At 36.7% G+C, this 26,216-nt stretch carries 29 protein-coding genes; 17 read left to right on the top strand and 12 right to left on the bottom strand.

What is annotated here, in order from left to right; genetic code table 11:
• Positions 1-14: 14 nt before the first annotated feature.
• Both AAKU52_RS02090 and AAKU52_RS02085 read right to left on the bottom strand, forming a co-directional pair.
• On the bottom strand, positions 15-950 hold the full coding sequence (locus tag AAKU52_RS02090) for an SPFH domain-containing protein (RefSeq protein ID WP_354329706.1): 936 nt from the start codon (positions 948-950) through the stop codon (positions 15-17).
• The gene (locus AAKU52_RS02085) at positions 947-1,396 is read right to left on the bottom strand and encodes an NfeD family protein (RefSeq protein ID WP_354329704.1); all 450 of its coding nucleotides are present in this window, start codon (positions 1,394-1,396) and stop codon (positions 947-949) included. Before AAKU52_RS02085 ends, AAKU52_RS02090 begins: the two co-directional genes overlap by 4 nt.
• Before the next feature lie 202 nt (positions 1,397-1,598).
• Between AAKU52_RS02085 and AAKU52_RS02080 the strand changes: the two genes are divergently transcribed.
• The gene (locus AAKU52_RS02080) at positions 1,599-2,117 is read left to right on the top strand and encodes an OmpA family protein (RefSeq protein WP_354329702.1); all 519 of its coding nucleotides are present in this window, start codon (positions 1,599-1,601) and stop codon (positions 2,115-2,117) included.
• Between the two features lie 54 nt (positions 2,118-2,171).
• Here AAKU52_RS02080 and AAKU52_RS02075 read toward each other — a convergent pair whose 3' ends face one another.
• Entirely contained in the window at positions 2,172-2,516 is a 345-nt protein-coding gene (locus AAKU52_RS02075) for a hypothetical protein (RefSeq protein ID WP_354329700.1), read from the bottom strand.
• A gap of 303 nt (positions 2,517-2,819) precedes the next feature.
• Here AAKU52_RS02075 and AAKU52_RS02070 point away from each other — a divergent pair, with 303 nt between their 5' ends.
• Complete coding sequence (locus AAKU52_RS02070; RefSeq protein ID WP_354329699.1) at positions 2,820-3,863, top strand: hypothetical protein; 1,044 nt, start codon at positions 2,820-2,822, stop codon at positions 3,861-3,863.
• Positions 3,864-3,940: 77 nt separating this feature from the next.
• On the top strand, positions 3,941-4,375 hold the full coding sequence (locus AAKU52_RS02065) for a hypothetical protein (RefSeq protein WP_354329697.1): 435 nt from the start codon (positions 3,941-3,943) through the stop codon (positions 4,373-4,375).
• Positions 4,376-4,546: 171 nt separating this feature from the next.
• Here AAKU52_RS02065 and AAKU52_RS02060 read toward each other — a convergent pair whose 3' ends face one another.
• Complete coding sequence (locus AAKU52_RS02060; protein WP_354329695.1) at positions 4,547-5,335, bottom strand: helix-turn-helix domain-containing protein; 789 nt, start codon at positions 5,333-5,335, stop codon at positions 4,547-4,549.
• Between the two features lie 682 nt (positions 5,336-6,017).
• Between AAKU52_RS02060 and AAKU52_RS02055 the strand changes: the two genes are divergently transcribed.
• The 5 genes from AAKU52_RS02055 (at position 6,018) to AAKU52_RS02035 (ending at position 10,111) form a co-directional block, all read left to right on the top strand.
• Positions 6,018-6,599 (top strand): FISUMP domain-containing protein, encoded by a 582-nt coding sequence (locus tag AAKU52_RS02055; protein ID WP_354330033.1) that lies wholly within the window; start codon positions 6,018-6,020, stop codon positions 6,597-6,599.
• A gap of 133 nt (positions 6,600-6,732) precedes the next feature.
• A complete protein-coding gene (locus AAKU52_RS02050; protein WP_354329693.1) occupies positions 6,733-7,173 on the top strand; it encodes a MarR family winged helix-turn-helix transcriptional regulator in 441 nt (146 codons plus the stop codon).
• Positions 7,174-7,232: 59 nt separating this feature from the next.
• Positions 7,233-8,228 carry an NADP-dependent oxidoreductase gene (locus AAKU52_RS02045; RefSeq protein WP_354329691.1) on the top strand — a complete coding sequence of 332 codons (996 nt, stop codon included), beginning with the start codon at positions 7,233-7,235 and terminating at the stop codon, positions 8,226-8,228.
• Between the two features lie 18 nt (positions 8,229-8,246).
• Positions 8,247-9,407 carry an iron-containing alcohol dehydrogenase gene (locus AAKU52_RS02040; protein ID WP_354329689.1) on the top strand — a complete coding sequence of 387 codons (1,161 nt, stop codon included), beginning with the start codon at positions 8,247-8,249 and terminating at the stop codon, positions 9,405-9,407.
• Between the two features lie 17 nt (positions 9,408-9,424).
• A complete protein-coding gene (locus tag AAKU52_RS02035; protein ID WP_354329686.1) occupies positions 9,425-10,111 on the top strand; it encodes a type 1 glutamine amidotransferase domain-containing protein in 687 nt (228 codons plus the stop codon).
• A gap of 104 nt (positions 10,112-10,215) precedes the next feature.
• On the opposite strand, the gene AAKU52_RS02030 is transcribed toward AAKU52_RS02035, so the two are convergent.
• From AAKU52_RS02030 to AAKU52_RS02000, 7 genes are all read right to left on the bottom strand, one after another.
• The gene (locus tag AAKU52_RS02030) at positions 10,216-11,469 is read right to left on the bottom strand and encodes an NAD(P)/FAD-dependent oxidoreductase (RefSeq protein ID WP_354329684.1); all 1,254 of its coding nucleotides are present in this window, start codon (positions 11,467-11,469) and stop codon (positions 10,216-10,218) included.
• A 12-nt stretch (positions 11,470-11,481) separates the two neighbouring features.
• Entirely contained in the window at positions 11,482-12,117 is a 636-nt protein-coding gene (locus tag AAKU52_RS02025) for a flavin reductase family protein (RefSeq protein ID WP_354329682.1), read from the bottom strand.
• A gap of 7 nt (positions 12,118-12,124) precedes the next feature.
• A complete protein-coding gene (locus AAKU52_RS02020; RefSeq protein ID WP_354329680.1) occupies positions 12,125-12,841 on the bottom strand; it encodes an SDR family NAD(P)-dependent oxidoreductase in 717 nt (238 codons plus the stop codon).
• Positions 12,841-13,518 carry a GTP cyclohydrolase I FolE gene (gene folE / locus AAKU52_RS02015; protein ID WP_354329678.1) on the bottom strand — a complete coding sequence of 226 codons (678 nt, stop codon included), beginning with the start codon at positions 13,516-13,518 and terminating at the stop codon, positions 12,841-12,843. The genes AAKU52_RS02020 and folE overlap by 1 nt, the downstream gene beginning before the upstream one ends.
• A 328-nt stretch (positions 13,519-13,846) precedes the next feature.
• Positions 13,847-14,335, bottom strand: coding sequence for a hypothetical protein (locus AAKU52_RS02010; RefSeq protein ID WP_354329675.1), 489 nt, complete (start codon positions 14,333-14,335; stop codon positions 13,847-13,849).
• On the bottom strand, positions 14,325-15,341 hold the full coding sequence (locus AAKU52_RS02005) for a type IV toxin-antitoxin system AbiEi family antitoxin (RefSeq protein WP_354329673.1): 1,017 nt from the start codon (positions 15,339-15,341) through the stop codon (positions 14,325-14,327). Before AAKU52_RS02005 ends, AAKU52_RS02010 begins: the two co-directional genes overlap by 11 nt.
• A 323-nt stretch (positions 15,342-15,664) precedes the next feature.
• Positions 15,665-16,081, bottom strand: a complete 417-nt coding sequence (locus tag AAKU52_RS02000; protein ID WP_354329671.1) for a site-specific integrase — start codon at positions 16,079-16,081, stop codon at positions 15,665-15,667.
• A gap of 90 nt (positions 16,082-16,171) precedes the next feature.
• Here AAKU52_RS02000 and AAKU52_RS01995 point away from each other — a divergent pair, with 90 nt between their 5' ends.
• Complete coding sequence (locus tag AAKU52_RS01995) at positions 16,172-17,608, top strand: AAA family ATPase (RefSeq protein WP_354329669.1); 1,437 nt, start codon at positions 16,172-16,174, stop codon at positions 17,606-17,608.
• A gap of 124 nt (positions 17,609-17,732) precedes the next feature.
• Here the strand turns inward: AAKU52_RS01995 and AAKU52_RS01990 are convergent, their stop codons facing one another.
• Complete coding sequence (locus tag AAKU52_RS01990; protein ID WP_354329667.1) at positions 17,733-18,248, bottom strand: hypothetical protein; 516 nt, start codon at positions 18,246-18,248, stop codon at positions 17,733-17,735.
• A 384-nt stretch (positions 18,249-18,632) separates the two neighbouring features.
• On the opposite strand from AAKU52_RS01990, the gene AAKU52_RS01985 reads away from it, so the two are divergent.
• The 8 genes from AAKU52_RS01985 to AAKU52_RS01950 all read left to right on the top strand — a co-directional run bounded on the left by AAKU52_RS01985 (position 18,633) and on the right by AAKU52_RS01950 (position 26,164).
• Entirely contained in the window at positions 18,633-18,938 is a 306-nt protein-coding gene (locus AAKU52_RS01985) for a helix-turn-helix domain-containing protein (protein ID WP_354329665.1), read from the top strand.
• Entirely contained in the window at positions 18,928-19,857 is a 930-nt protein-coding gene (locus tag AAKU52_RS01980; protein ID WP_354329663.1) for an AAA family ATPase, read from the top strand. Before AAKU52_RS01985 ends, AAKU52_RS01980 begins: the two co-directional genes overlap by 11 nt.
• Before the next feature lie 219 nt (positions 19,858-20,076).
• On the top strand, positions 20,077-20,433 hold the full coding sequence (locus AAKU52_RS01975) for a plasmid mobilization protein (RefSeq protein WP_354329661.1): 357 nt from the start codon (positions 20,077-20,079) through the stop codon (positions 20,431-20,433).
• Positions 20,414-21,292, top strand: coding sequence for a relaxase/mobilization nuclease domain-containing protein (locus AAKU52_RS01970; protein ID WP_354329659.1), 879 nt, complete (start codon positions 20,414-20,416; stop codon positions 21,290-21,292). The genes AAKU52_RS01975 and AAKU52_RS01970 overlap by 20 nt, the downstream gene beginning before the upstream one ends.
• Before the next feature lies 1 nt (position 21,293).
• On the top strand, positions 21,294-21,965 hold the full coding sequence (locus AAKU52_RS01965) for a hypothetical protein (RefSeq protein WP_354329657.1): 672 nt from the start codon (positions 21,294-21,296) through the stop codon (positions 21,963-21,965).
• Positions 21,966-22,083: 118 nt separating this feature from the next.
• Positions 22,084-23,580, top strand: coding sequence for a class I SAM-dependent DNA methyltransferase (locus AAKU52_RS01960; RefSeq protein ID WP_354329655.1), 1,497 nt, complete (start codon positions 22,084-22,086; stop codon positions 23,578-23,580).
• Positions 23,577-24,722, top strand: a complete 1,146-nt coding sequence (locus tag AAKU52_RS01955; RefSeq protein WP_354329653.1) for a restriction endonuclease subunit S — start codon at positions 23,577-23,579, stop codon at positions 24,720-24,722. The genes AAKU52_RS01960 and AAKU52_RS01955 overlap by 4 nt, the downstream gene beginning before the upstream one ends.
• A complete protein-coding gene (locus AAKU52_RS01950; protein WP_354329651.1) occupies positions 24,719-26,164 on the top strand; it encodes an ATP-binding protein in 1,446 nt (481 codons plus the stop codon). The genes AAKU52_RS01955 and AAKU52_RS01950 overlap by 4 nt, the downstream gene beginning before the upstream one ends.
• Positions 26,165-26,216 lie beyond the last annotated feature (52 nt).

The raw sequence follows: 26,216 nt of genomic DNA, 5'->3' as shown, positions 1-26,216 counted from the left end.
TACTTAAAGCAGTTTTAACCTCTTGGCAACTCTGCTTTAGTTTTATTTAATACGGAGGTGATGCTGGAGATTACCCCGGCGATATCAGAAAGATCAGCAGGAACAATCATGGTATTATTGGTTTTAGCAAGCTTACCAAATTCGTTAAGGTATTGCTCTGCAATGCGCAGGTTTACCGCGTTCATGCCCCCTTCTTCATTAATGGATCTGGCAATTTCCCTGATTCCGATAGCTGTAGCCACGGCTACCATTTCAATTTCAGAAGCCTTACCGCTGGCTTCGTTAATTTTACGTTGTTTCTCACCTTCAGAACGGGCAATCATTTCTTGCTTATCACCTTCAGCGCGGTTAATTTTAGCTTGTTTATCACCCTCAGATTCTGCAATCAAAGCACGTTTCTCTCGCTCAGCACGCATTTGTTTCTCCATAGAGTCTCTGATACTTTGTGGTGGAGAGATGTTTTTTACCTCATAACGAGATACTTTAATTCCCCATGAATCGCTGGCTTTATCCACCGCAGCAACGATAGTTCCGTTAACGGTTTCCCTTTCTTCAAAGGTCTTATCAAGTTCCATCTTACCAATTACACTTCTCATAGTAGTCTGAGAAATCTGTATAACCGCAAACCTATAGTTATCAATACCATAAGAAGCCTTTTGAGGATCCAGTACCTGAAGGTACAAAATACCATCAACTTCAACAGCGATGTTATCTTTAGTAATACAAATTTGTGGTGCTACATCAATAGCCTGCTCTTTTAGGTTTTGTTTGTAGGCAATTTTATCGATAAAAGGAATAAGGATGTGAAAACCTGCATCCAGGGTGCGACTGTACTTCCCTAATCTCTCCACAATAAAGGCGGAGCGCTGGGGTACAATTTTAAAAGTAGAAAAAAAGGCAATTAGCAAGAATAGAGCTAAAAAAACGAGAATAATAGTTGATGCTGTCATATACTTTTAGTTGATTTTACAATTAATAAGATGCTGTGGGTTTCGATAATCATGACATTTTCTCCGACTGCGATCGTGTCATCAGATTGAGCATCCCAGGATGCTCCCTTAAACTCTACTTTACCATTTAAACCTGGTTCAATAGCGGTTTCTGCAAGGGCAATTTTGCCAATATATTCTTCTTCTAAAATTTGAGGTGATTTATTACTGCTCCCCAATTTGTTTTTCACATAGTTCCTGAACAGTATTACGCTGATAACAGAACTGACTAAAAAGACAAGGAGCTGCACATTGATGGATAAGTCGGTGAAAAGTGTGAGTATAGCTACGATCCATGCTCCTATGCCAAAAAAGAATAAGATAAAGCCAGGGATAAGAAATTCGAGGAGGAAAAAGGCCAAACCTAAACCAAACCATATTACGGCACTATTTGAAAAGTCTTCCATTGGCAATATGTTTTTATGATAATGAGCAGTTATTTTTCAATAAATCGGTATTATTGTGAATATAAACAAATTAAGCGTTAAAACACGAACAATATGTATTATCATTCTAAATGAGCGTTAGTGTAATGTTATTGTTATAATAAACAAAATTTATAATCAAGATCTTGCAAGCTTAATAACCATTAAAAACAAATATATAAAAATGAAAATCACAAAAGCCCTATTGTTACCAGCCCTCATCGGAGTAATGACTTTAACGATGTATTCATGTAAGACTAAAAAAATGGCAACTAAACCAGCGCCGGCACCGGTAGCAAAGCAAGCACCACCAGCAGAAGAAAAACCAGCACCGCCACCACCAGCACCCGTTGCTCCAGTAGAAAAGCCTGACTATAATTTCAGCAATGTTTTGTTTGAATTTAATTCTTCGGTATTAAAGACTGCCTCATTTCAGATTTTAGAGCAGGCGGTAGTGGAAATGAAAAAAGATGCTTCAGTGAAATACATCATCAATGGTCACTCCTCTTCAGAAGGATCTGCAGATCACAACATGTCTTTATCAATTGACCGTGCAAATTCAGTAAAATCGTTTTTAGTGAATGCTGGTATTGATGCAGCGAACTTTAGTATTAAAGGCTTCGGACAAAGAGCACCTGCAAGTTCGAATGATACAGAAGAAGGAAAATCCCTGAACAGAAGGGTAGAGATAAAAGTTAATTAATTATAATATACAGCGGTTCCCTCAGCAGAATAAAAGCCGGGGGAACTGCTATGTTTATTTTACTTCCACGCTATAAACGTTAAACTTTTTGTTTCTTATAGGCTGTCCTTTAATTAAAAGACACTCGCCTTTACTATCGCGGGTATGTTTGATTTTAAAAGGCTCCGGGCTTTTTTCAAATTCATCAAAAGCGATTTTCAACCTATCAATGTAAGTATCTGCATCAACTCTCCATTTTTTGCCGAGATACCAAAAGTAGGCCGTAACGTTTCTTGTTGACCCTAATAATTTCCCGTCTAATCTACGGAAGGTAGGATTTTGTTCTTTCAGTGGAAGAACAGTTTTAAGGTAAAACTCCTTAAAATCTTTATATTCAGGGATTGTATTTATCTCGCTCATAACTAATTTTTGCGCAATTTACAGAATTTCAATGTGTAATGGAATCTAAAGATGATTTTTGCATAGCAAAACTATTGGCATAAAAACGATTTAAGATTTGTTCCATACCTTCTTTGGGATATTCCATATGGTAAGGTAGGGCTTTTATGGCATATTTAAGCCGGATTGGAGGTAGTCTCTACAGTTAAACTTGTATTATATAACACTATTTTATTACCATGGGCAGCTAGCGGGCCACCCTCCTTATTGTTTATAGTGCAAATAATTGCGAAAAACACTAAATTGAGTTTAAATTGCACGTTGATGGAATTAAATGATGTTACTATAGCGCTAAAGAAACCGATATTTCCTGTGTCACCTGCATTACAAAAATATCTTAAGTTCTATGAGCGGGACTCAAAACTGCCAATTAGCTATGACGATTTGTTACTTTTTGATGAGTCGTATCCGATCATGGATAAATATGGAAAAGATTCATTATGGAAGGGACCTATTTATGCCAGCAGCCAAATAGAAGAACTACATAATGGACTAAAGGTAATCTATGCTAATTTAAAGGCTTCTGGTAATTTACGTATCGTTCAGCATAAATATATAGATAGAATTGAATATTGCAGTTTTGGAAATACTCATCCTTTCCGGGTAAGAATTGTAAACCGTTTAAATGATGTTTACGATTATTTCTATGTGAAAAGAGCGGATGCATCTAGAATTTACGGTTTAGAGATGGAAGAAATTTTATCTCCCAACCAGGTAAATTATTTAGTAGACCGAGAAACATTGATTGAGGAACATATAGCAGGCATTCCGGGAGATACTTTTATCAAAGATTACTTACATAAACCTGAGTTTAATCCTACTCGGATAGCTAAGGAATTTGTAAAATTTAACGAGCGTTGTTTAGTAATGTTACTAGGCGATATGAGGGCTTATAACTTTGTGGTGCAGATAACACCTGACTTTGATGACATACAGTTTAGAATCAGGGCGGTTGATTTTGATCAACAATTTTATGAAGGAAATATCAAAGTTTATCAGCCACAGTTTTTTAAAGAAAACTTTCCGTATGTAAAAAAGTGCATGGATCAGCTAACTGACAAAACTTATCTGCAATATCAACAGGAAGAAAAGTCTTCTATTTTGCATCGGGTGCGAAGCGAAAGACATCGTCTAGCCGACCTACGTGATGTATCTAACACTGAAACCCTTACATCAGAAGAAAATATTATCCTGCTTAGGAATGGGATGTCAACGTATTTTTCTGATACAAATTACCTGGAATGCAAAACTATGACCGACATTATTGAACTTAATATTAAGAATATTATCAGACAGGTGAAATTATAAAACAAATTTTTGAAACCATTTCAGCTTTACGCAGTTATAGAAATAGTCTCAAAAAATAAAACCAACAACGAAGCAATATGAACGCTATTAATTTTAGAAACTCCAAAGGGAATATGTTTATTTTCTTTTTAATAATTTTTTCTTTGGCATCTTGTTCAAAAAAAATACAATTCACTAATTCTGCCGTTGTTCCAGCTGCGCAAGGATATGTAAAGATTGAAAAGGATAATAACCGAAACTTTTTGATGGAAGTTAAAATCATTAATTTAGCTAATCCCCAAAGATTACAACCACCAAAACCAATATATGTAGTCTGGATGGAAACTGAAAATACTGGAACAAAAAACATAGGCCAGTTAAAAATTATAAGCAGCTATTTTTCTAATAATCTTGAAGGAATATTAAAAGCAGTAACTCCGTTCAAACCTGCCAGGTTTTTCATTACGGCAGAACAACGTGCAGATATCCAATTCCCAGGTATGCAAGTGGTTTTAAAAACGAATACTTTCTAAAAGTTTCATTTACTCCTTTAGATTTTCCTTTTTTATTTTCAACTCAACAGTTGAGTTTTCTAGTCAGAAATATGGCAATAAAATTAGTCATGTGGCAACAAATAATTTACTATTGCTTAATAGTTTAATATTTTTGTAGATCTAGTAGGAAAATCGAGTAGTTTACCACTTTTAAAGCAATTCGCCTACATTAAGGGAATAGATCTCTTTGAAAATTTTACTGAAATAGGCTGGTGTTTTAAATCCTGTTGCATGTGCTATTTCAGTTACAGTACGATATTTACCTGTTTCAATAGCTTCCATGGCCAATTGCAAACGGATAACTCGGATATATTGGTTGGGAGTAACTCCCATTATGGATTTAATACGCCTAAAAAGCTGCCTTTCGCTAATAGCCATTTCATTACTCAACATATTAATATTCAGCTCAATTTTTCCAGTATACTTTCTAACTATAGTCTCTATATCAGAAAGCCAGAGCTGGTCTGCTGGGGAATATTCAGAATCTGTTAACGTATCGTCAACTTGTTGGGCTTGTGCTCTACCTTTAGCTGAATTGCTTAAAATATTGGATATTCTTCTATACTCTTCAAGCTTCTTTTTATAGGTGATATTTTTAGCTATAGCAAACACTACTTGTTCGCGTTTTATAAGGATGGATGTCCATATTAACCACACAACTTCACCACTTTTTGTGATGTACCTGTTTTCAAAGTTAATAAGCGGATTGTCTTTTAACATCAGGTTCCGGGTCCTGGAAGTTTCGTCTCTATCATCAATATGAATAAATGAGCTTATTGGTCTTGAAAATAATTCCTCTTTAGTATAGCCTAATGTTTCAATAACAGCTGAATTGATTTTTTTAAAATAACCATCGTAGCCTGCAACACACAAAAGATCTGGCGATAATTCGAAAAAATACTCTAAGTCAAACAAGTCATTTAAACCGGGAGCATTCATAGCAACATAATTCTTTTAAAGACAATTTCTGCGTTAAAATAAACAAAAAGTAGCGATTTCAATTGACAAAAAGGAAGTTTTTAACCTAAAAAATAACTAAACGCTTGATATACAGAAAATAAAACTCAAAACAGAAAAGCTTTCAAATGTTATAAAAAGAAATAGATAAAGTTAAAGAGTAAAATTTAACATAAGAAAAAGACCCTTAAGAAAGTTATTTACACCAAAAACGAGTATTTAATACTGGATTGTCAGTTTTGTGTAGTGGAATGTCAGTTCTGTTAACTTATAATGCCCTTATTTTGATGAACGAAATCATTAGCGCAAACAACACCCTTATTTAAAGAAATTTACGAATTCAAATACAAAAACTTTTTAATTAAACCATCAGGAGCAAAGAATTTGATCAAGATAGCTTCATCAACTTAAAAAAAAACAAACTATGCTTCAATTGTTTGAAACAGCAAAATAATGAAGATTCATCAGCAATAACTACTCTAATTTAGGTGTATTTTTTCGCAGCTGGAAATTCATTAATATATATATATATATAGAATAATGAAACAATCTCTCAACCTAACGCTCTCCATGCTCACAATGCTTTCAATACTTGTAACTTCTTGTTCTACAAGTATTGATGCAATTGAGCCAGAACCACTAAAGGCAAAAAAATCAAGTTACGATTAATGGCAGTGATTATGTTACAGCTGTTATAGGAAACCAAACCTGGACCGTCATTAATTATAATGGCACGGGGGGCATAAATTACAACAACGGCGCAAACGATCCTTCATTTGGTAGACTCTACACTATTAATGAAGCCAGGGAGATTGCATTACCGACCGGCTGGAGATTGCCATCACGTGAAGATTACAACAACTTACTGGGAACTCTGGGACAATCGGCTAAAGACACATACGGTTATTATATTCCTTCATCGTTAGTGACTAGAAAATTATTGGCTACATCAAGCTGGAATAATATAATTAGCAAAAATGAGAGTGGTTTTAATGCTACAGCCACAGGACATTTCCTAGACTTGAACCGAAGTACTAACCCTGGGTTTCAAAACAGGAACACTGAAACTGTATTTTTAACAACTTCTTATTACACGGAATTAGGAGGTAACTGGGCGCAAACCCCGGTTTCTTTTAGGATATATACTGTATTGAATAATAACACAGTTGAAATCTTTTCAAGCTTTTCAGATGCTATTTATCGAAATGCTGATGCCGGCTCTTTAAGATTTGTAAAAGACAATTAATTTCATGATTTTTAATCTTTGCTGTAAAAGCTATTAATACTATTGACTGATTGTTTTGCTTAAGTTCCATTATTGTTATTTTTAAATATGACATTACATACGCAAATTTAGCATCCATGGATGTTAAATTTGCATGATGAAAATCGAACAGGAATTAAAACATGAATTTGTCACCCCAAAGCAAAGGGCACTCACCAATATCATCTTTACTTCTAACTGGGTTTTAAACAAAATCGCAGTCGCTTTAAAGCCAACCAATCTCTCTCTACAGCAATTCAATGCGCTGAGCATCCTTGATGGCCAACCCAATCAAACGGCAACCGTAAACTTGATTAAAGATCGATTGATAGACAGGATGCCAAATACCTCACGACTTCTTAATAAATTAATGGAAAAAGGTTTAATAAAAAAAGAAAGAAACATTAACGATCAAAGAGTTGTTTATGTGAGACTGACACCCGAAGGCAAAAGATTAAAGCAGCAAGCCAGAGCAATTGTAAATGATTTAGAGGTAAGTATAGACACGGAGCAAGCTGATCAGTTAAACGACCTATTAGAGAAAATTAGAAGTTAAAAAAAATTTAAACAAATATCATCCATGGATTATAAATTCATCGCTAAAATTAAAACATCATGAACAAAGTAATTCTATTAAATAAAAGACCAGTGGGTAAACCAACCCTTAATGATTTCAAATTTATAGAAGAAGAAAATCCTTCTATAAAAGATGGTGAAATTTTATTAAAAACTACCTACGTATCAGTTGATCCTTATTTGCGCGGCAGAATGAGTGATGCAAAATCTTATGTGCCGCCATTTCAGTTAAATGAGCCTATTCAATCAGGTTTAATAGCTGAGGTTTCTGAGTCAAAAAACCCTGATTATAAAGTTGGGGATTTTGTTTCAGGAGGTTTAGATTGGAAAGAATATCAGGCATCAACTGGTATAGGTTTAACTAAGATAACCGACACTACGGTTCGTTTATCGGCTTATCTAGGCATACTTGGAATGACAGGCCTTACTGCCTATTTGGGTTTAACTGAAATCGGATCGCCAAAAAAAGGCGAAACATTAGTTGTCTCAGGTGCCGCAGGTGCTGTTGGAAGTATAGTTGGACAAATAGGTAAACTTTTAGGCTGCCGGGTAATTGGTTTAGCGGGTACAGATGAAAAAACAGCCGTATTAAAATCGAAATTTGGATTTGATGAAGCGATCAACTATAAGACAACCCTCGATATGAAGAAGGCCATTCAAGATGCCGCTCCAGATGGAGTAGACATCTATTTTGATAATGTTGGCGGAGAAATCTCAGATGCTGTACTGGCTAATATAAATAAATTCGGTCGTGTTGCTGTTTGTGGTGCTATTTCACTTTATAATGAAACTGAAGTTCAAATGGGACCCAGGGTGCAGCCCATACTGATTAAGAACAGCGTACTGATGCAAGGTTTTATTGTTTCAAACTATGCCGCAAAATTTCCTCAGGCCGTACAGCAATTGAATAATTGGCTAAAGGAAGGTAAACTAACTTATTCGGAAACCCTGATAGAAGGTTTCGATCAAATTCCTCAAGCTTTTATAAATTTATTTGAAGGCAAAAACGAGGGTAAAATGATAGTTAAAATATAAAAAAACAAAAAAAAGATCATGTTAAATTTCGAATTCAAAAACCCTACTAAAATAATTTTTGGTAAAGGACAAATAGAAAATTTGGGAAAAGAAATCCCAAAAGATGCAAAGGTACTCATGCTTTACGGTGGTGGCAGCATTAAAAAAAACGGTATCTACGAACAAGTTAAAAATTCCTTAAAAGGCTTTGAGGTAATTGAATTTGGAGGTATCCCAGCAAACCCAGAGTATGAGGTTTTACTGGATGCTTTAAAAATCATCAAAGAAGAAAAAATCACGTATATGTTGGCCGTTGGTGGTGGCTCTGTAATCGACGGAACGAAGTTTCTTTCTGCTGCAGCCTTATATGAAGGAAATTCTCCATGGGATATTCTAAAAAACAATATTAAAACTGAAAAAGGTCTGCCTTTTGGAACAGTATTGACTTTACCTGCCACAGGTTCAGAAATGAATTCGGGTTCGGTAATCACCAGAAAAGAAACGCAGGAAAAATTAGCGATGGGTGGTCCGGGTCTATTTCCTGAATTCTCAATTTTAGACCCGCTTGTGGTTCAATCCATTCCAAAACGCCAATTAGCAAATGGAATTACGGATGCATTTACACATGTATTAGAGCAATACATGACTTACCCTACACAGGCTTATTTACAGGATCGTTTTGCGGAAAGCATTATGCAAACCTTGATAGAGATAGCGCCAAGAATTACCAAAGACCCTTCAGATTATGAAGCGGCAGCTAATTTTATGTGGAGCTGTACAATGGCGTTAAACGGTTTGATTCAAAAAGGTGTGCCGACAGACTGGGCAGTGCATGCAATGGGACATGAATTGACAGCCTTATTTGGCATAGACCATGCAAGAACTTTAGCCGTTGTTGCCCCAAGTCATTATCGTTACAATTTTGAAGCTAAAAAAGAAAAGTTAGCTCAATACGGCAAAAGAGTATGGGGATTAACTGAAGGATCAACAGAGGAAATTGCGCAAGTGGCTATTTCTAAAACAGAAGACTTTTTCCACTCTCTGGAAATAGAAACCAAGCTATCTGAATACACAACAGATTATAAAGGAACGGCAGAGAAGATCTCGAAACGTTTCACAGAAAGAGGATGGTTGGGACTGGGAGAACATAAAACCCTTGCCCCTTCGGACGTAGAGAAAATTATTGAGATGAGTTATTAATGATAAAAACAGCAATTATGAAAGTTTTAATCGTATTAACATCCCATAGTGATTTAGGGAATACCGGTGAAAAAACAGGCTTTTGGGTAGAAGAGTTTGCGGCACCCTATTATGTAATGGCAGACGCAGGAGTTGAACTAACTATTGCCTCTCCCAAAGGTGGTCAGCCACCCATTGACCCAAAAAGTGATGCTCCTGATGCACAAACACCGGCAACAGAACGTTTCAAAAAAGATGAAGCTTTGAAAACTAAACTGGCACACTCAGAAAAACTAAGTGAAATTAATGAGGCAAATTATGATGCCGTTTTCTATCCCGGTGGTCATGGACCGCTCTGGGATTTGGCAGAGGATAAAATATCAATTGCATTAATCGAAGCTTTTTACAAAAACAATAAGCCCGTTGCCTTTGTATGCCATGCGCCAGGAGCTTTAGTTAATGTGAAAGCGCCCAACGGTGACCCTTTAGTTAAAGGGAAGCAAGTAACTGGTTTCTCAAATTCTGAAGAAGAAGCTGTTCAGTTGACTCATGTTGTTCCTTTTCTTTTAGAAGACGAAATGAAAAAGCTAGGTGGTACTTATAGCAAAGGAGCAGACTGGGGTTCTTATGTAAAAAAAGACGGTCTTTTAATTACTGGTCAAAACCCAGGTTCATCCGAAGAGGCTGCTAAACTACTTTTAGAAACTTTAAAAGCAGGTAAGTAAATTTTATTATATTGAAAAACCAAAAAGCCGGCTTTTATATAAAATCCGGCTTTTTGGTTTTTAGATTGCTTCATAGGTGTTCACCAGGAATAAAATTAACAGGATCAATTCTTTATGTTAATTATCGCTTCAGCAGCCATTCTTCCACTTTTCATAGCTGCATTAATAGAGCCATTTAATAAATGATCCCCACAAATAAAACAGTGTTCATTTAGCCTCAAAGCTTCGGGTCCAGGGTCATTTAACACCTGCTCATCATTTGGCAAAGCATACGGAATCTGGTACATTTTCAAAAACTTCCATTTTACCGCATCAGGATACCAGAATTTTAGTTCGTTGATTACTTTTGGGACAATTGAAGTCAACTCTACATCTTTATAGTCACCAATCAGGGAAACAGAAATCAGTGATTTGCCTCGCTGACAGTATTCTGAAGAAATTTGGTCCATCACCGCTATATTGTTTACCAATTTATGGGATAATGCATTTAATGCAATAATCGGTTTGGTAAAAGGAGGCTTATCAGCAGTAAAATAAATGTTAATAACAGACTTATACGAAGGTATATTCCTTTCAAAGGGTACAGGTAAATTAATTGCATCTGTGGCAATTAAAATATATTCAGATTGAAAAATGGAGCCTGAGGAGGTTTTAACTTTATTTCCCTCAATAGCGATAACACGTTCTTCAAACACCAATTCATCATTGGTTAGCCCATTCGCCAATTGCCTGGGAATCATGCCCATGCCTTTAGACGGTATAGCGTTATCCCCTTCACTGAACATTTTAAACACAAACTCAAACATCCGACTAGATGTTTTTAGTTGGTTTTCGAGAAAAATCCCGGTCATAAAGGGCTTAAAAAATTGCCCAATCATTCGCTTGCTGAATCCGGCATTAATTAAATAAGCCATGGTGCTGGTTTCTTTCTCAGCAAAAATCTCATCTATACTTTTAGCCGATAACCTAAGCTTTAGTCGAAGCACACGAAGTTTATCTAATAAGGTTCCTGCGGGCGACATCATGGTTTTTAAAAAAGAAGAAGGCTCTCTTAAGGGGTCACCAATTTCAGTGATGCCACTTTCATTGAGGATTATAGCACCAGGCTTAAGTGGACGGAGATCTAATGCCTTATAGTCCAAAAAGCGTTTGGCTTCAGGATAAGCAGTGAGCAATACCTGAAATCCCCGATCCAATAAAAAGCCATCTATTTCATCGGTTTGAACCCTTCCCCCAACAGCATTGGAGGCTTCCAGGATTTTCACCTTTTTGCCCGCAGCCTTTAATACCTTTGCGGCAGTCAGTCCGGAAATACCAGCACCAACTATCAATACATCAGTATTTTTAATAGTTTCCATTTATCAGCTTCTTTAAGTTCTGTTTAACACGGAGGGCTGCTGATTTGGCTTAGCGTAAGCCATTCTGCCCAATGCATTTGTGGTAAAATAACTATCTAATCCTGCTACAGTAACTGTTCTTGCTTTGATATGATCTACATACCCATCGGCGCCAATAAGAGAATCCTCCAACAGAATATGGGTAATCTCACCGATAACGATAGTTGTATTGTTAATCTCTACATCAATGGTATCTCTTAATTCCAGTCCAATCCTGATGGTAGATTGCTGTATGAATGGGGCCTTAAACCCTTTGATATATAATTTTTTAAACCCACACAAATCGAATTCCGAGACCTCTGTAGGATAACGGGCACTGGCCTGGTGTGCCTGCTGGTACCATTCAGGTAAAACATTATTGAGGGTATAGTAACCAACAGACTCCATGTTTTTCAGCGTATTATGGTCAGGACCATCTGGTCTGAATATCATGCCCAATAGCGGGGGATTGGCACCAACATGAAAAACAGAATTAAACAACCCCAGATTGGTTATGCCATCCTCACTAATGGTACCTACCATTTGAAGCGTTTTGTATCCCGGTAAGCTATTGATCAATGTAGTACGGTAATCCTTTTCCATTTCGGAAAATTGGTTGCTTGTAATCATGATCCTATCAATTGGTTTTTAATTTTCCAAAGCCGCCGTCAACTCCGATGACCTGTGCGGTCATCCATTGACTTTCTTCCGACAATAAAAAGGCAATGGATGCACTGATGTCATCGGCCACACCATATTTCCCTAAGGGATGTCTTTTAGCTGAAGCCTCCTTCTTTTCGGGTGTATTCAGTAACATTTGAGCCAGAGGTGTATCTGTAAGGGAAGGTGCCACTACATTTACACGAATATGATGTGTGGCTAACTCTGCTGCTAAAGAAAGAGCTAGCCCCTCTACAGCACCTTTTGCTGCAGAAATACTGGCATGGAAACCCATCCCTGTACGTGCAGCAACCGAACTGATTAAAACAATGGATGCCCCTTTTGAATTTTTTAAGTTCTTGATTGATTGCTGAATCATGCGTACTGCACCCAAAACATTTAACCGATAATCTATTAAAAAATCATCTTCTGTTAAGCGGGAAAAAGGTTTTAAGTTAATACTACCTACAGAGTAAACAAGTCCATGAAGTTGTTCTGGCAAAAAACCTGCAATGGCACTTATATCCCCTAATACATCAAGGGGCAAATGTAGGACACCACTCGGCCATTCCTCAGAAGCCGATCTGGAGACATTATAAATATGAGCGCCATCGGCACTGAGCCGTTTAATAAGTGATAAGCCGATGCCGGAACTTCCGCCTATCACTAAGATATTCTTTCCATTAAAATTCATCAAGAAATATATTTTAAGAATTCGTTTTTAACATCAGGATTTAAAAATTGTCCCCCATATTCTGCTGTTAGCGTGGAGCTGTTATGATCTCTTATCCCTCGACTGGAAACGCAATGATGATGGGCATCTATGACCACCGCAACATCTTCGATTCCAAGCGCCTCTTTAATTTCATTTGCAATCTGGATGGTCAGCCTTTCCTGTACCTGTGGCCGTTGAGAGCAATACTGTACAATCCTGTTAAGCTTAGAAAGACCTATTACATGCCCATTGCTGATATAGGCTACATGTGCTTTACCAACGATAGGCACAAAGTGATGCTCACAATTGCTAAATACAGCAATGTTCTTTTCAACAAGCATCTGGTTATAGCGGTAAACATTTTTAAATAAGGTTGGTTCTGGTTTATTGGCCGGATTAAGTCCACTGAAAATCTCTTTCACATACATTTTTGCAACCCGTCTTGGCGTATCCTTCAGACTATCGTCAGTTAAGTCTAAACCCAAAAGATGCATGATACTAGCAAAATGTTTTTCAATTCGTTCAATTTTCGTCTCATCATCCATGGTAAAGGCATCGGTTCTGAGCGATGTATTATGGGAAGGAGTATGCTTATCTAGGTTTAATATCTCCTGATTAAGCATCATGTTTTCAAATATTGTTGTTGAGTCTTTCATTGATCTGTATTCTTATCTTTATTAAAACTTAATGATTATTTTTAATTAACATATTTCGTATCACATCCAATCACCCTACAAATATAATACAATATAATACCAATTATAAATTATTAGTATATTTATGTACCAATAATATTAATAAGGAAAGAATAGTAAACAATTTACACCTTTTATTCCAAAGACCTTGTTTTATGGTGAATTGAAGAAATTTAACTGTTTAGTTTTTTTGCAGCTGGTGAGGTTATATATAATAAAGCGTACTTGATTGTAAGTAATACTGGAAGTAAAACAAAAAACCCCTTGAATGTTTAGTTTACAGGGTTTACTATTTTAATCTGTGGTCCCGAGGAGACTTAAATAAATGGCTACATACCTTGATGATCTGCCCGTTTCCCAGCTCAAAATCCTTAACAAATGGATATATCTCGGTAAAACCAGGCATATTTAGGACAAAAGTCGGATCTGTTAGCCTGACATTTCTGTTGGGCTGTTCAATATCCCCAAACGGCAACAGATCAACCTCAATACTATTTTTATACATTAGCTTAATTGCTTCGGTTTCGTGTACATCAAACAAACCCGTCTCGACAAGCGCTGCCTTAACCTGGTTATATTGTCCTTCGTCACTGATCGTTATAGCCAGATCTACATCTTTTGTTCCACGGGCCGATGCCAACTGTTCATTGGCCGAAAGATGTATGTCTCGTGCTATGGCTCCAACGAGATAAAAATCGATATCGAACTTTGAAAACACCACTTGTAGGTCTAATAGCATTTCGGCTATAGCAGGTGCAAGGATTAGATTATTTGACATATTTTTCTTTTATGCGCATGGCGGTTTCGCGGTTTCTACTGTCGAAACTACTGATTAGTTCTGCATAGGCAAGCATTGGCGGTACAGTATCTGCATCAGTTGAAAATACTTCCTCATTCCAAAAAGGCCTGAGCAGTTCTACCTCTCCACTCTGATCAGGCACCATTTTAAGTTTCCTCATCAGTTCGAAACGATCCTCATTTGAATAAATCGTATACACCTCTGGAGAAAGATATTGTGTAAGTATCGCTCCGGCAGTTTCAGCGCCCCAATATATATTAAGATCAGAACCAACGTAGCTATGCCAGTTCTCTCTATCCTCTTTTTTGTTAAATCTGAACTTACCAATCAGTTGTTTAGGCCGAAGAATGTTCCTATACATATCAGCCCATTTGTCGATCAACATTGGCTTATTTTCTAGTAATAATCTCTCCTGTTTGTTTCTCATCCCCGTAATTACATACCCTTCTCTTTTTAGCTCGTTTATAAAACTACCTATATTTCCTAGGGCAACACCTGCTGTATAAGCCATATTTCTATAAGATGAATTCAAGATCTCCTGATCCATTAAGATTGCAAAAAGAAACTTCATACCAGAAGGAGCCCATAGCTTGGTTTCCTCGATGGTCTTTAAAGGTGGACTTTTTTGATCACTGATGAAAACATAAATACCACTTGTCTCAATATAGCAGTTTCCCGAACTTTCGATATAGCTTATTCTATTGGCTTTAAGCTCTTCCTTCATTGGAGTAGGGATGTACCTAGAAACCATTATAATCTTTCCGTCAGTAAGCAACTGCTTATTCAATACATTTGATAATGCAGCTGTCCTAAGTTCAGTTTTAACATCTGCTTCAAAAATGTAGCTTTGTTTCCCCTTAGATATCTGAATGATTGCATCTACGGGCTCGTTCCTTTTGCTAGGTAAATCCAAAATCCTGGCTTCAATCCCTGTAATTTCTGTCAGCCTATCTAATGCAGGAAGTAAAATTTGCTCTTCTTTCATGTTCACTACTTAAATAAGTTCATGTTACATGAACAACCAAATATAATGAACCTTGTTTGTATTTCAAATATTTACGGCGAATTCCGTTCATTAATAAGAATTGTTCATGTATCATGAACATTACACATTAGTGAACAACGGTAAAATACATCATATCATCTCCGCAAGGCAAACAAGTATTTTATATAAATAAAACATTGTAATATTGAACTAAAACTTCAAACTAAAGCTATACACCTCTTGACGAAAACATTGCTTTTAACTTCGAAAAAAAATAAAAAGTTAGAAACAGGCAAAGGAACGCCTTGCGGAGTGTGTGGTTACTAAATTATGAAGGGCTGTGTAATTATTTTCCTTTTGCCAGCAACTGGAATTGATATCTGGATCGGCTGTGTCAACTTCGCTTTCTCAGCAATGATTTTAATATACTCGTTTAACTTTTGATTGGTAATTGCATGAGGAAATAGCCTCTTATCAGAATTCTCGTACTTCTTTAAAATATCCTTAACTACAGGCAATAATGGAATAGCTACACCGGCCCCCGTTTTAGCCGTTTTGATAATATGAATAAACTCGCCTATAATCTTGGAATTGGTAATCAGCTGAGAATAATCATGAAACCTTAATCCAGTCCAACATCCCCGATGGACGATTATGGGAATCATATCCTGCACTAAATAATCTTCCGAAGAAGAATGGTTATGGCGCAGTATAGAAAAGCATATCACGCCATAAACCATACATACACCAAGGTTATGGCGCAATATAAAGACTTATATCACGCCATAAGTCAAACTAATCATTATCTTTGCCACATATATCGAGATCAGATGGAAACAATAATTGGGCGGACGACAGAAAAAAAAATATTACTGGACATCCAGAAATCCACAGATGCAGAACTAGTGGCTATCTATGGGCGAAGACGCGTAGGTAAGACCTTCCTGGTCAGAAACGGCTTCAGTAGGGAGCTTGCTTTTGAATTTTCTGGCATACACCATGCTGCCCTTGATCAGCAATTGGAAGGCTTCAGTCTGGCGCTGACCAACGCTTCAGGATCTTTGCCTTTGGCCAAGCCTGATAGCTGGCTGAAAGCATTTGAAATGCTCAAGCAATATTTGGCTCCATTGGTCAAAAAACAAAAGACAGTCATTTTTATGGACGAGTTTCCGTGGATGGACACTCCAAAATCTGGTTTCTTACCTGCGTTTGAACAGTTCTGGAATACTTGGGCATCGAGGGAGCCGAAACTTGTAGTGGTCATTTGCGGATCGGCCGCCTCATGGATGATAACAAAGATTGTAAACAACAAGGGTGGATTACATAACCGGGTAACCAAACGGATCAGATTATTACCCTTTACGGTAGGAGAAACAGCAGTTTACCTGAAACACAGGAAAGTGAAACTTGATAAATACCAGGTCTTACAGCTATATATGGCAATTGGAGGTGTTCCACACTATCTAAAGGAAATTACACCCGGAGAGAGTGCCGCCCAAGGTATCGATAAACTATGCTTTACAAAAGATGGCCTTTTGCAGGACGAATTCAAAAACCTCTATTTTTCCCTTTTCGATAATGCACAGAGCCATATCGATATTGTAAAAGCACTGGCAAAAAAGGGCAAGGGTTTGTCGCGTCAGGAAATCATCGATGCCTGCAAGCTGACAACTGGTGGATATACCACCAAGTTACTGGATGAGCTTATTGAATCTGGATTTATAGCAGATTATACCCCATTTGGAAAAAACAGCCGGGACAAACTTTATAAACTGGTGGACGAATACTCATTATTTTACCTGAAATATATAGATGGAAGCAAGGCAACGGGTAGTGGAACATGGCTAAAGGCCATGACTGGGCAATCATGGAACAGTTGGAGCGGAAATGCGTTTGAGAGCATTTGCTTGAAACATCTTCACCAAATTAAAAAAGCGATGGGAATAGAAGCCCTCTATACAGAAGAATCTGTCTGGAGATACCAGCCAAAAGTTAAAACAGAAAAAGGTGCCCAGATTGACCTGCTTATTGACCGTAACGATTCCTGTATCAATATTTGCGAAATCAAATTCTCTACCAAACCTTTTGAGATCAGTAAAACCTACGTCACGGAACTAAATAACAAACTCGAATGCTTCCAAGAACAGACTGGAACTAAAAAAACTTTATTTTTAACAATGGTTACTACTTATGGTGTAAAAAATCTGTCAAGCCATCCTGGGCTGGTACAATCAGAGATTACAATGGACGCCCTTTTTGATGTGTAGCAGAAATAAATATTGGGTTGCAAGCGAACTAAATGTCTTCATGGGAACAAGTACAGAAAAATGACCCAATATTCAGCCTATATAAGCTCACCTGTAACGGGGGTCTTTGCAGTTATGATCAATTTTAAACATTGGTACGACTAGCTGCTGTTAACCAGTAGTGCAAGTGATTGAGCTTATTAATAGGCGTTTCAAATGACCGGTTAATGAATTCAAAAAAACCCACAACAAACTGTTCACTTGCAAACTGGCCGTATTTTGTTTTTAACTCAGTTAAGTGTTCTTCTGAATCTGCATGAGCGAAATCACCAAATCTTAAGTCCGCAACATATAAATCTTTAGTAGCCTCCCAAACGCCGACTTCTAGCATTTCACTTTCTTTGTTAAATTTTGCATTAAGATCTTCACCTGCAGAAATGAAATAGGAACACTCTACGAGTGATAGCATCCTGTCAGTAGAGCAGTAAAAATGACTTTGTTGAGGTTCGCTGCATCGGTTGAAATACGGGTAATCCACCCAATCTGGCCTATGGCTAATATACTTCTTCCTTCCTATAGAAATATCCACTCTCGAGACAGGAACTGTCCGGAATAAACACTGACCTTTTGGGATTTTATTTACTACAACTGGTATTTTCACAAATAGATCCTCATATAAAGCCGATTTAAGACTATCATATTCATTTTGTGATTGCGGAATATTACCTTTTATTCTAGATAGAAGTTCGTAAGGATTTAGTTTTTGCATACTAGCCATGATCTGTGTAGATAAAGGTAATTATAATACGGGTATAGCTTTAACCTTTACAGTGGTTAATTGGCAGGCTATGCGTATTCATTGGATTTACTATTCGTTAGATCTATGGAACTATAATGCCTAAGAAGTAAAATCTCTATTAAAAGCATGCCTTTACAGATTTCACAGGCAGCCTTTTTCCCCTTCTTTGCTCAGCTTTGCTCCTGTTAACGAACAAGAATTAAGTGGCCACTTAATCAAGTTTTAATTTACTTAACTGAGCAAAGTATGCAATTATTTGATTCTAATGCCTTAATAGAATGCATCAGGGATGCAGTAAGGGAAGAAATGAAATTTCAGATTTTAAATCTGAATGATGACTCGCTGATTAAACAGCAAAAAGAAGAAAAACTTTCCACCAAGAAAGAAATGGCCGAGGAACTTGACATCTCCCTTGTTAGCCTGACAGATTGGATGAAAAAGGGTCTTATCCCCTACCTAAGATTAGGTAAGCGTGTGTACTTCAAAAAAAGCGAAGTAATAAATGCAATGGCTTTGTGGTCACAAAAACGAGGAGGTTTCAATGGAAAATAATAGCCCCAATCTATTAGAAGTAAGAACTGCCAATCAAGTTTTACACGACGCATCACTCCAACCTGACCCTAAACTCCTTTATGATCCTTTGATAATTCAGGGAGAACTGGTTATTCTCTTTGCAGACACAGGAATTGGAAAGACTGCATTATCCGTCCAAATTGCAACGCAAATCGCAAAGATCGGCTACCAAGTGCTATATGTGGATCTAGAACTATCAGATAAACAGTTTGAAAAAAGATATCGAACAGATGAAGGTCAACACTTCAAATTTCCGGAGAATTTTTATAGGGCTGGGTATTGCGTTCTAAAGAAATTTCCAGAAATGGGATATGAAGAATTTTTTATCGCATCGCTAAAAAGGCATATTGAAGAAACCAGTGCAACGGTAATAGTTATAGATAACATGACCAAGATTGTTGCAGGCTCAACCGATACCGCTAAATGCACTATCCCTATTATGAACAGCCTAAGTGAAATGAAATTTGGACAGGGATTAACTTTTCTCATCCTGGAGCACAATAAAAAAGTTGATGAATGGCGACCCATCAGCTTAAATGACCTTCAAGGTTCAAAGATGAAAAGCAATTTTGCAGATTCTGTTTTTACAATCGGGCGTTCGGCAAAAGACAAGAATATACGTTACATCAAGCAATTAAAAGTGAGGAGTTCTGAACTCGTCTATGATACTGATAATGTATTGATTTGTGAAATTACAAAAGTGGATGGATATCTCGGGTTCAGGGAAATAGCTCGAGGGAATGAGCTTGATTTAATAAGACAACCGACAGAAAACACACGTAGTTCGAAAATAGAATCAGCAACCCGGCTAAAAAACCAAGGATTGTCAAACATTGCAATAGCCGATCAATTAGGCGTCACAGAAGGTGCTATACGAAAATGGCTTAAGAGCACCTAACTACCAATTCGTACTAATCGTACAAAACGTAATTCACGTACCGATACGAGGTTTACGAAAAGTACGATTGGTACGATGTCACAATAACTTTAAAAATATCATTTTTCTTTTTGCCGTTCATCTCTCCGAGGATATTCTGCAAATGGAGTTGCAAGGTTGTGTTTCCGTGAACGCGAAACCAGTTTTTACTCCCGTTGGTCATATTTAATCTATAAACCTATGTCGAAGAACCAAGGAGGTCGACCTCTATCAGAAAATAAAAAACGTTTCAACATCAACGTACGATTTGATGAAACGGAGTTTACACTCGTACTCAAAAATGCAAAAATAGCAAATATGAATAAGTCGGAGTGGGTTAGGAAAAGTTCCATTCAAAAAAAGGTTTACCCAAAATATTCCCCTGATGAGCTCAAGATATTTAGAGATTTTTCAGGAGTTGCCAATAACCTGAACCAGCTTACAAAAAAAGCGAATGAAAGTGGCTTATATAATTTTGCTGTGTATTGTCAAAAGACAATTGACCATATCAATCACTATTTAAATCAGCTTAAAATTTATGGTAGCCAAAATCATTGAAAGAACATCATTCAAGGGGTGTGTCAATTATGTATTGAAAGAAGATAGTGAGATCATCGATGTAAATGGCCTATCTAATTTCAGCTCCCAAACCATAACACGAGACTTTAATCTGCAAAGACAGCTAAATCCAAACTTAAGTAAGGCTGTGGGTCATATTGTACTGGCATGGCATGAAAAGGACAGCAAGCGAATTGATAATACAATTATGGCATTGGTTGCTCGACAGTATTTGGAAAAGATGGGAATAAAAGACACACAATACATCGCTGTACGGCATTATGATCGTAAACACCCACACATCCACATTATTTACAACAGGGTAAACTATCACGGCAAAACTATTGCAAATAATTACATGAGAATAAGAAGCCTAAAACTTTGCAAGGAGCTTAATGCAAAGTACAAATTCCATCAAGCCGTTGGCAAGGAAAACGTTAACATTGGAAGGCTTAAAGGTGCAGATAAGGTCAAATATCAAATGTTTGACTCGATAAAAGATGGCGTAAAAGTCTGCAAGGACTGGAATCACCTTGAAAGTTTCCTAAAATACAAGGGTATCCAAATCCAATTCAAATATCGTGGACAGACAGATGAAATTCAGGGCATCTCTTTTACAAAGGACAATTACACTCTTAAAGGTTCTGAAATAGACCGTTCTCTGAGCTTTAATGAAATAAATAAAGTTTTTAATCAACAACTGCCTTCGATTCAAAGTGTGACTGATCGCAGTCCTTTTGTAGAGCCGTCTATCGATTCACCAAATCATACAACTGGATTTAATTTTCAAATAGATATTAGTCATGACCAGGATGACGAGGCTGGCAAAAAGAAAAAAAGACAATTAAAACATTACTAAAATGGAAATAGAAAACATCAAACAGCAGGTTGAAGAACTCCAATTAAATACAACGTTACTTAAAAAAGATGTGTCGGCCATATTGCCTTCAATAATCACAATTCTTGATTCGATTGATCAGACCTTAAAATCTTGCAGTGAGACACAAGCTACGGACAGTGAAAACAGAAAGTTACTAGTGAGTTGCATTAAGGATGTTAATGGCTCAGTTGACAAATATGTTACCGACTATGGAAACCTACAGCAACAGGCTTGTAACATCATCGCAATTGTTCAAAAAAAAGAAGGATGGATTGAAAAAAAGGTAGATGAGCTAAAAGAATATGTAAGCCAAATTCCTGCTAAAACGGAAATCAGCCATTCACACAGAATAGATATTCGCTCTAGGAAATGGATTATCGTATTGGCTTCAATTACAGCTTTCTCCTTGGTTTTACTAGGCATAAGCATAGCTTTTTTCTTTAGTCAGCAAAATCTAAAAGATGACAGCTTGAAATTGAGGATGATAAGATTGGAGCAACCATCATTAACGGTCAGAATCGATTCAATTTATCATAAGGATTCAAAAAATGCCGAATACCTAGTTAATAAACGAGAGGAAGAGGTGAAATTGATGATGGATGTAATGAAAAAGCGAAAGGAAATCAAAACAATTGAAGGGCCAGGAAAATGATTTTTACCTGTATATCCGTATATATGGGTATATAGGTAAATCCAAATTGCGAATTATGTTAAAGAATTTCTTTCATTTAAGATAAAAATACGATCTCCAAAAATTCAGAAATAAAAGTTTGAAAATCACCATATTTGAAGAGTATAAATATCCTTCAAAACGAATGTTCGAACAAACTTTTAAAAATATAGATGACATCCTGCATAAAGATGCTGGTTGTGGAAGTGAATTGGATTATGTAGAGCAAACCTCCTGGGTGCTATTTTTAAAATACCTTGATGACCTAGAGCAGGATAAAAGGACTGCTGCCGAATTAACAGGTAAATCATATACTGACATTATCGCACCGGAATATCAGTGGAGTATATGGGCAGCACCAAAATTAGAAAATGGAAAGATAGATCACAATGCTTTAACTGGAGATGATTTAAACGATTTCGTAAACATCCAGTTATTTCCTTACCTGAAGAAATTTAAATCAGATGCTGAAAGTGCTGATACCATTGAATATAAAATTGGCGAGATTTTTAGTGAGCTAAAAAATCGAATACAAAGTGGCTACAACTTGCGTGAGGTTATTAACCGTATTGATGAACTTCGTTTTAGAACCAATGCAGAAAAGCACGAGATGAGCCATCTGTACGAGGCAAAGATACAAAACATGGGTAATGCTGGCCGTAATGGCGGAGAGTACTACACCCCACGCCCTTTAATTAAAACTATAATTAAAGTGGTTGATCCCAAAATTGGCAATACCATTTATGATGGTGCGGTAGGCAGTGCTGGCTTTTTATGCGAAGCTTTTGACTACCTTAAAAACAGCAAAGCTTTAACAACCAAGGATACTGAAACCTTACAGAAGAAAACCTTCTACGGAAAAGAGAAAAAATCATTAGCCTACATAATTGGCATTATGAACATGATTTTGCATGGTGTAGAAGCCCCTAATATTATACATGCCAATACTCTTACCGAAAACATTGCCGATATCCAAGAAAAAGACCGCTATGATGTCATCTTAGCTAATCCTCCTTTTGGTGGTAAAGAGCGTGCAGAAGTGCAACAAAATTTCCCGATTAAAACTGGCGAAACTGCTTCTTTGTTTTTACAGCATTTTATCAAGATTCTAAAAGCTGGCGGTCAAGCTGGTATAGTCATTAAAAATACCTTTTTAAGCAACACCGATAATGCCAGTGTAAGCTTGCGCAAATTGCTTTTAGAAAACTGCAATCTACATACCGTTCTAGATTTACCTGGTGGAACCTTTACTGGTGCAGGTGTAAAAACGGTAGTGTTGTTCTTTGAAAAGGGATCACCAACGCAAAATGTCTGGTTTTATCAATTGAATTTAACCAGAAACTTAGGTAAGACTAACGCCCTAAATGAAAAGGATTTGGCCGATTTTGTAACCCTACAAAAAACCAAAGCGGATAGCGAAAACTCTTGGAGCATTAATGTAAAAGATATCGACCAAAGCACTTTTGACCTCTCTGCCAAAAACCCCAATAAAAAAGAAGAAGCATCCTTACGCCAACCGCAACAAATCTTAACGGAAATGAAAGCCCTGGATGAAGAGAGTGCTGTCATTTTAAACTCAATTTTGGAACTGATATGAGAGAAGGTTGGGAAATAAGTACATTGGGAGAAATTGGTAAAGCATCAATGTGCAAAAGAATTTTTAAAGAACAAACATCGTACTCAGGCGATATTCCATTTTTTAAAATAGGCACTTTTGGTAAGGAACCAGATGCCTTTATTTCTAACGAAATTTATAATGATTACAGGAAGCGGTTTTCCTTTCCTAAAAATGGTGACATTTTAATCTCTGCTTCGGGAACAATTGGAAGATGTGTTAGGTATGATGGCAAACCAGCTTATTTTCAAGACTCAAATATTGTTTGGATTGACAATAATGAAAAAAAAGTCCTAAATGATTATCTCTATCGATTTTATGAAATTTGCAATTGGCGAACTACAAAGGGGGCTACAATTTCTCGACTTTACAACGGAAATCTTAAACAAATTGAAATTGTATTTCCAAAATCCTTGACCAAACAACAACAAATTGTTGCAATTTTAGATGAAACCTTTGCAATAATTGCCAAAGCAAAAGCCAATGCCCAACAAAATTTAAAAAATGCTAAAGAACTTTTTGATAGTTATTTGCAAAGTGTTTTTAAGAATGCGAATTGGGAAACGAAAAAAATCAGAGAAGTTTGTGATGAAATATTTGCAGGAGGAGATGCCCCAAAAAACAATTTTTCATTAGAAAAAAATGAAAAACATCAAATTCCTATATATGCGAATGCAGTAAAAGATAGTGGGTTCTATGGCTACACAGATTCCGCAAGAGTTAAAAAGCCGTCAATAACAATTTCGGCTAGAGGAAGTGGAACAGGTCATACTGAAATCAGATTTAAAAATTATCTGCCAATTGTAAGGCTGATTGTTCTAATTCCAAATTTTTCTTTGATCAATTTAGAGTTTCTGAAACATTCTATAGATAATTTGGAAATAATAAGAAGTGGAAGTGCGATACCTCAATTAACCGTTCCAATGATTAAAGAATATAATTTGCCTCTACCATCCCTGAAAGAACAAGACAAAATTGTTGCCAACCTCGACGCTCTTTCAGTTGAAATAATAAAATTAGATGCCATCTATAAGCAGAAAATAAATGACTTAGAAGAATTGAAAAAATCTATTTTACGGAAAGCGTTTGCAGGAGAACTAACTGAAAAGGAAATTGCAGTATGACCCAACAACAACTCATAGAATTACTTAATGAACTGGTAAAACAACCTCATGAAAGTGAATGGGTAGAATTTAAATTAAATTTCCATTCTGCAGAAGAAATTGGCGAAAGAATATCCGCGCTTTCCAATGGGGCTTGTATACAAAATCAGCCTTTTGCTTATTTAGTTTTTGGAGTTGAAGATACAACACACCTTATTAAAGGTAGCACCTTTAAGGGAAAATCACATAAAAAAGGTAGCGAAGAACTAGAGCATTGGTTAGCCACCAGATTGAACCCACGTATAGATTTTAGCATTTACGAGTTTAATTATGATGCAGATAGGCAATTAACCATTTTCGTTATACCAGCAGCAAAAATACAACCTGTGGAGTTTTTGCATTATGCATATATCAGAGTGGGCAGCATTACCAGGAAACTTAACGGTTTCCCGGAAAAACAGGCTAAAATCTGGAAAAAAGAGACTATCCCATTCGAAAAAGAAATTGCTAAAGATAATTTAACAGCTTCCGACATTCCCAAATTTCTAAGTATAGAGACCTATTTCGATTTAATTAAGCTCCCTTATCCTTCTACACAGCAAGGTGCGATTGATAAATTTGTGGAAGAAGGGCTGGTGGTAAAAAGTAAAGGATATGCAATCACCAAACTTGGCGCTTTATTATTTGCTAAACAGTTAAAAGATTTTGAAAGTGTAGAGCGAAAATCAGTTAGGGTAATTGTCTATAAAGGCAAAAATAAAGTCATTACAGAAAGAGAACAAATTGGCGGTAGAGGTTATGCAATTGGCTTTGAAGGTTTAATGGACTGGATAAATAGTCAACTACCCGCAAACGAAGAGATTGGTAAAGCGTTGAGAACTGAAACCAGAATGTATCCCGAAATTGCCATTAGAGAATTGGTCGCCAATGCATTAATTCACCAAGATTTGAATGAAAAGGGATTTCCAATGGTTGAAATATTTACGGATAGAATTGAAATATCAAACCCAGGCACACCACTCGTTACCCCTGAAAGATTTATTGATGCTTATCTCTCTAGAAATGAAAAACTAGCCGACTTGATGAGACGAATGGGTTTTTGTGAAGAAAAGGGAAGTGGCCTGGATAAAGTTATCTATTATAATGAATTGTATCAATTGCCACCGATAAATGTGATTGTAGCAGAAAAAAGAACCAGAGTTACGGTGTACAGTTACAAAACACTTAACGACTTAGATAAGAAAGAAAAGATTAGAGCCTGTTATCAACACGCTTGCTTAAAATATGTGTCAAATGAGAAAATGACTAATCAATCTTTAAGAGATAGATTTAAAATTGAAGACCAGAACGCTGCTATTGCATCTCGCATGATAAAAGATGCATTGGAGGATGGTGTAATCAAAAAAGATGATCCGGAAAGTAAGTCAAGAAAATATCCTTCTTATTTACCTGTTTGGGCATAATTCTTATTTGATGGCTATTTGATGAACACCGGCCAAAAATCAATCAACCAAC

It is taken from the genome of Pedobacter sp. CG_S7 (assembly GCF_040544395.1).
Lineage (GTDB): Bacteria > Bacteroidota > Bacteroidia > Sphingobacteriales > Sphingobacteriaceae > Pedobacter.
Note: the sequence above shows the minus strand (reverse complement) of the source record. Positions and strands in the feature narration are given on the sequence as shown.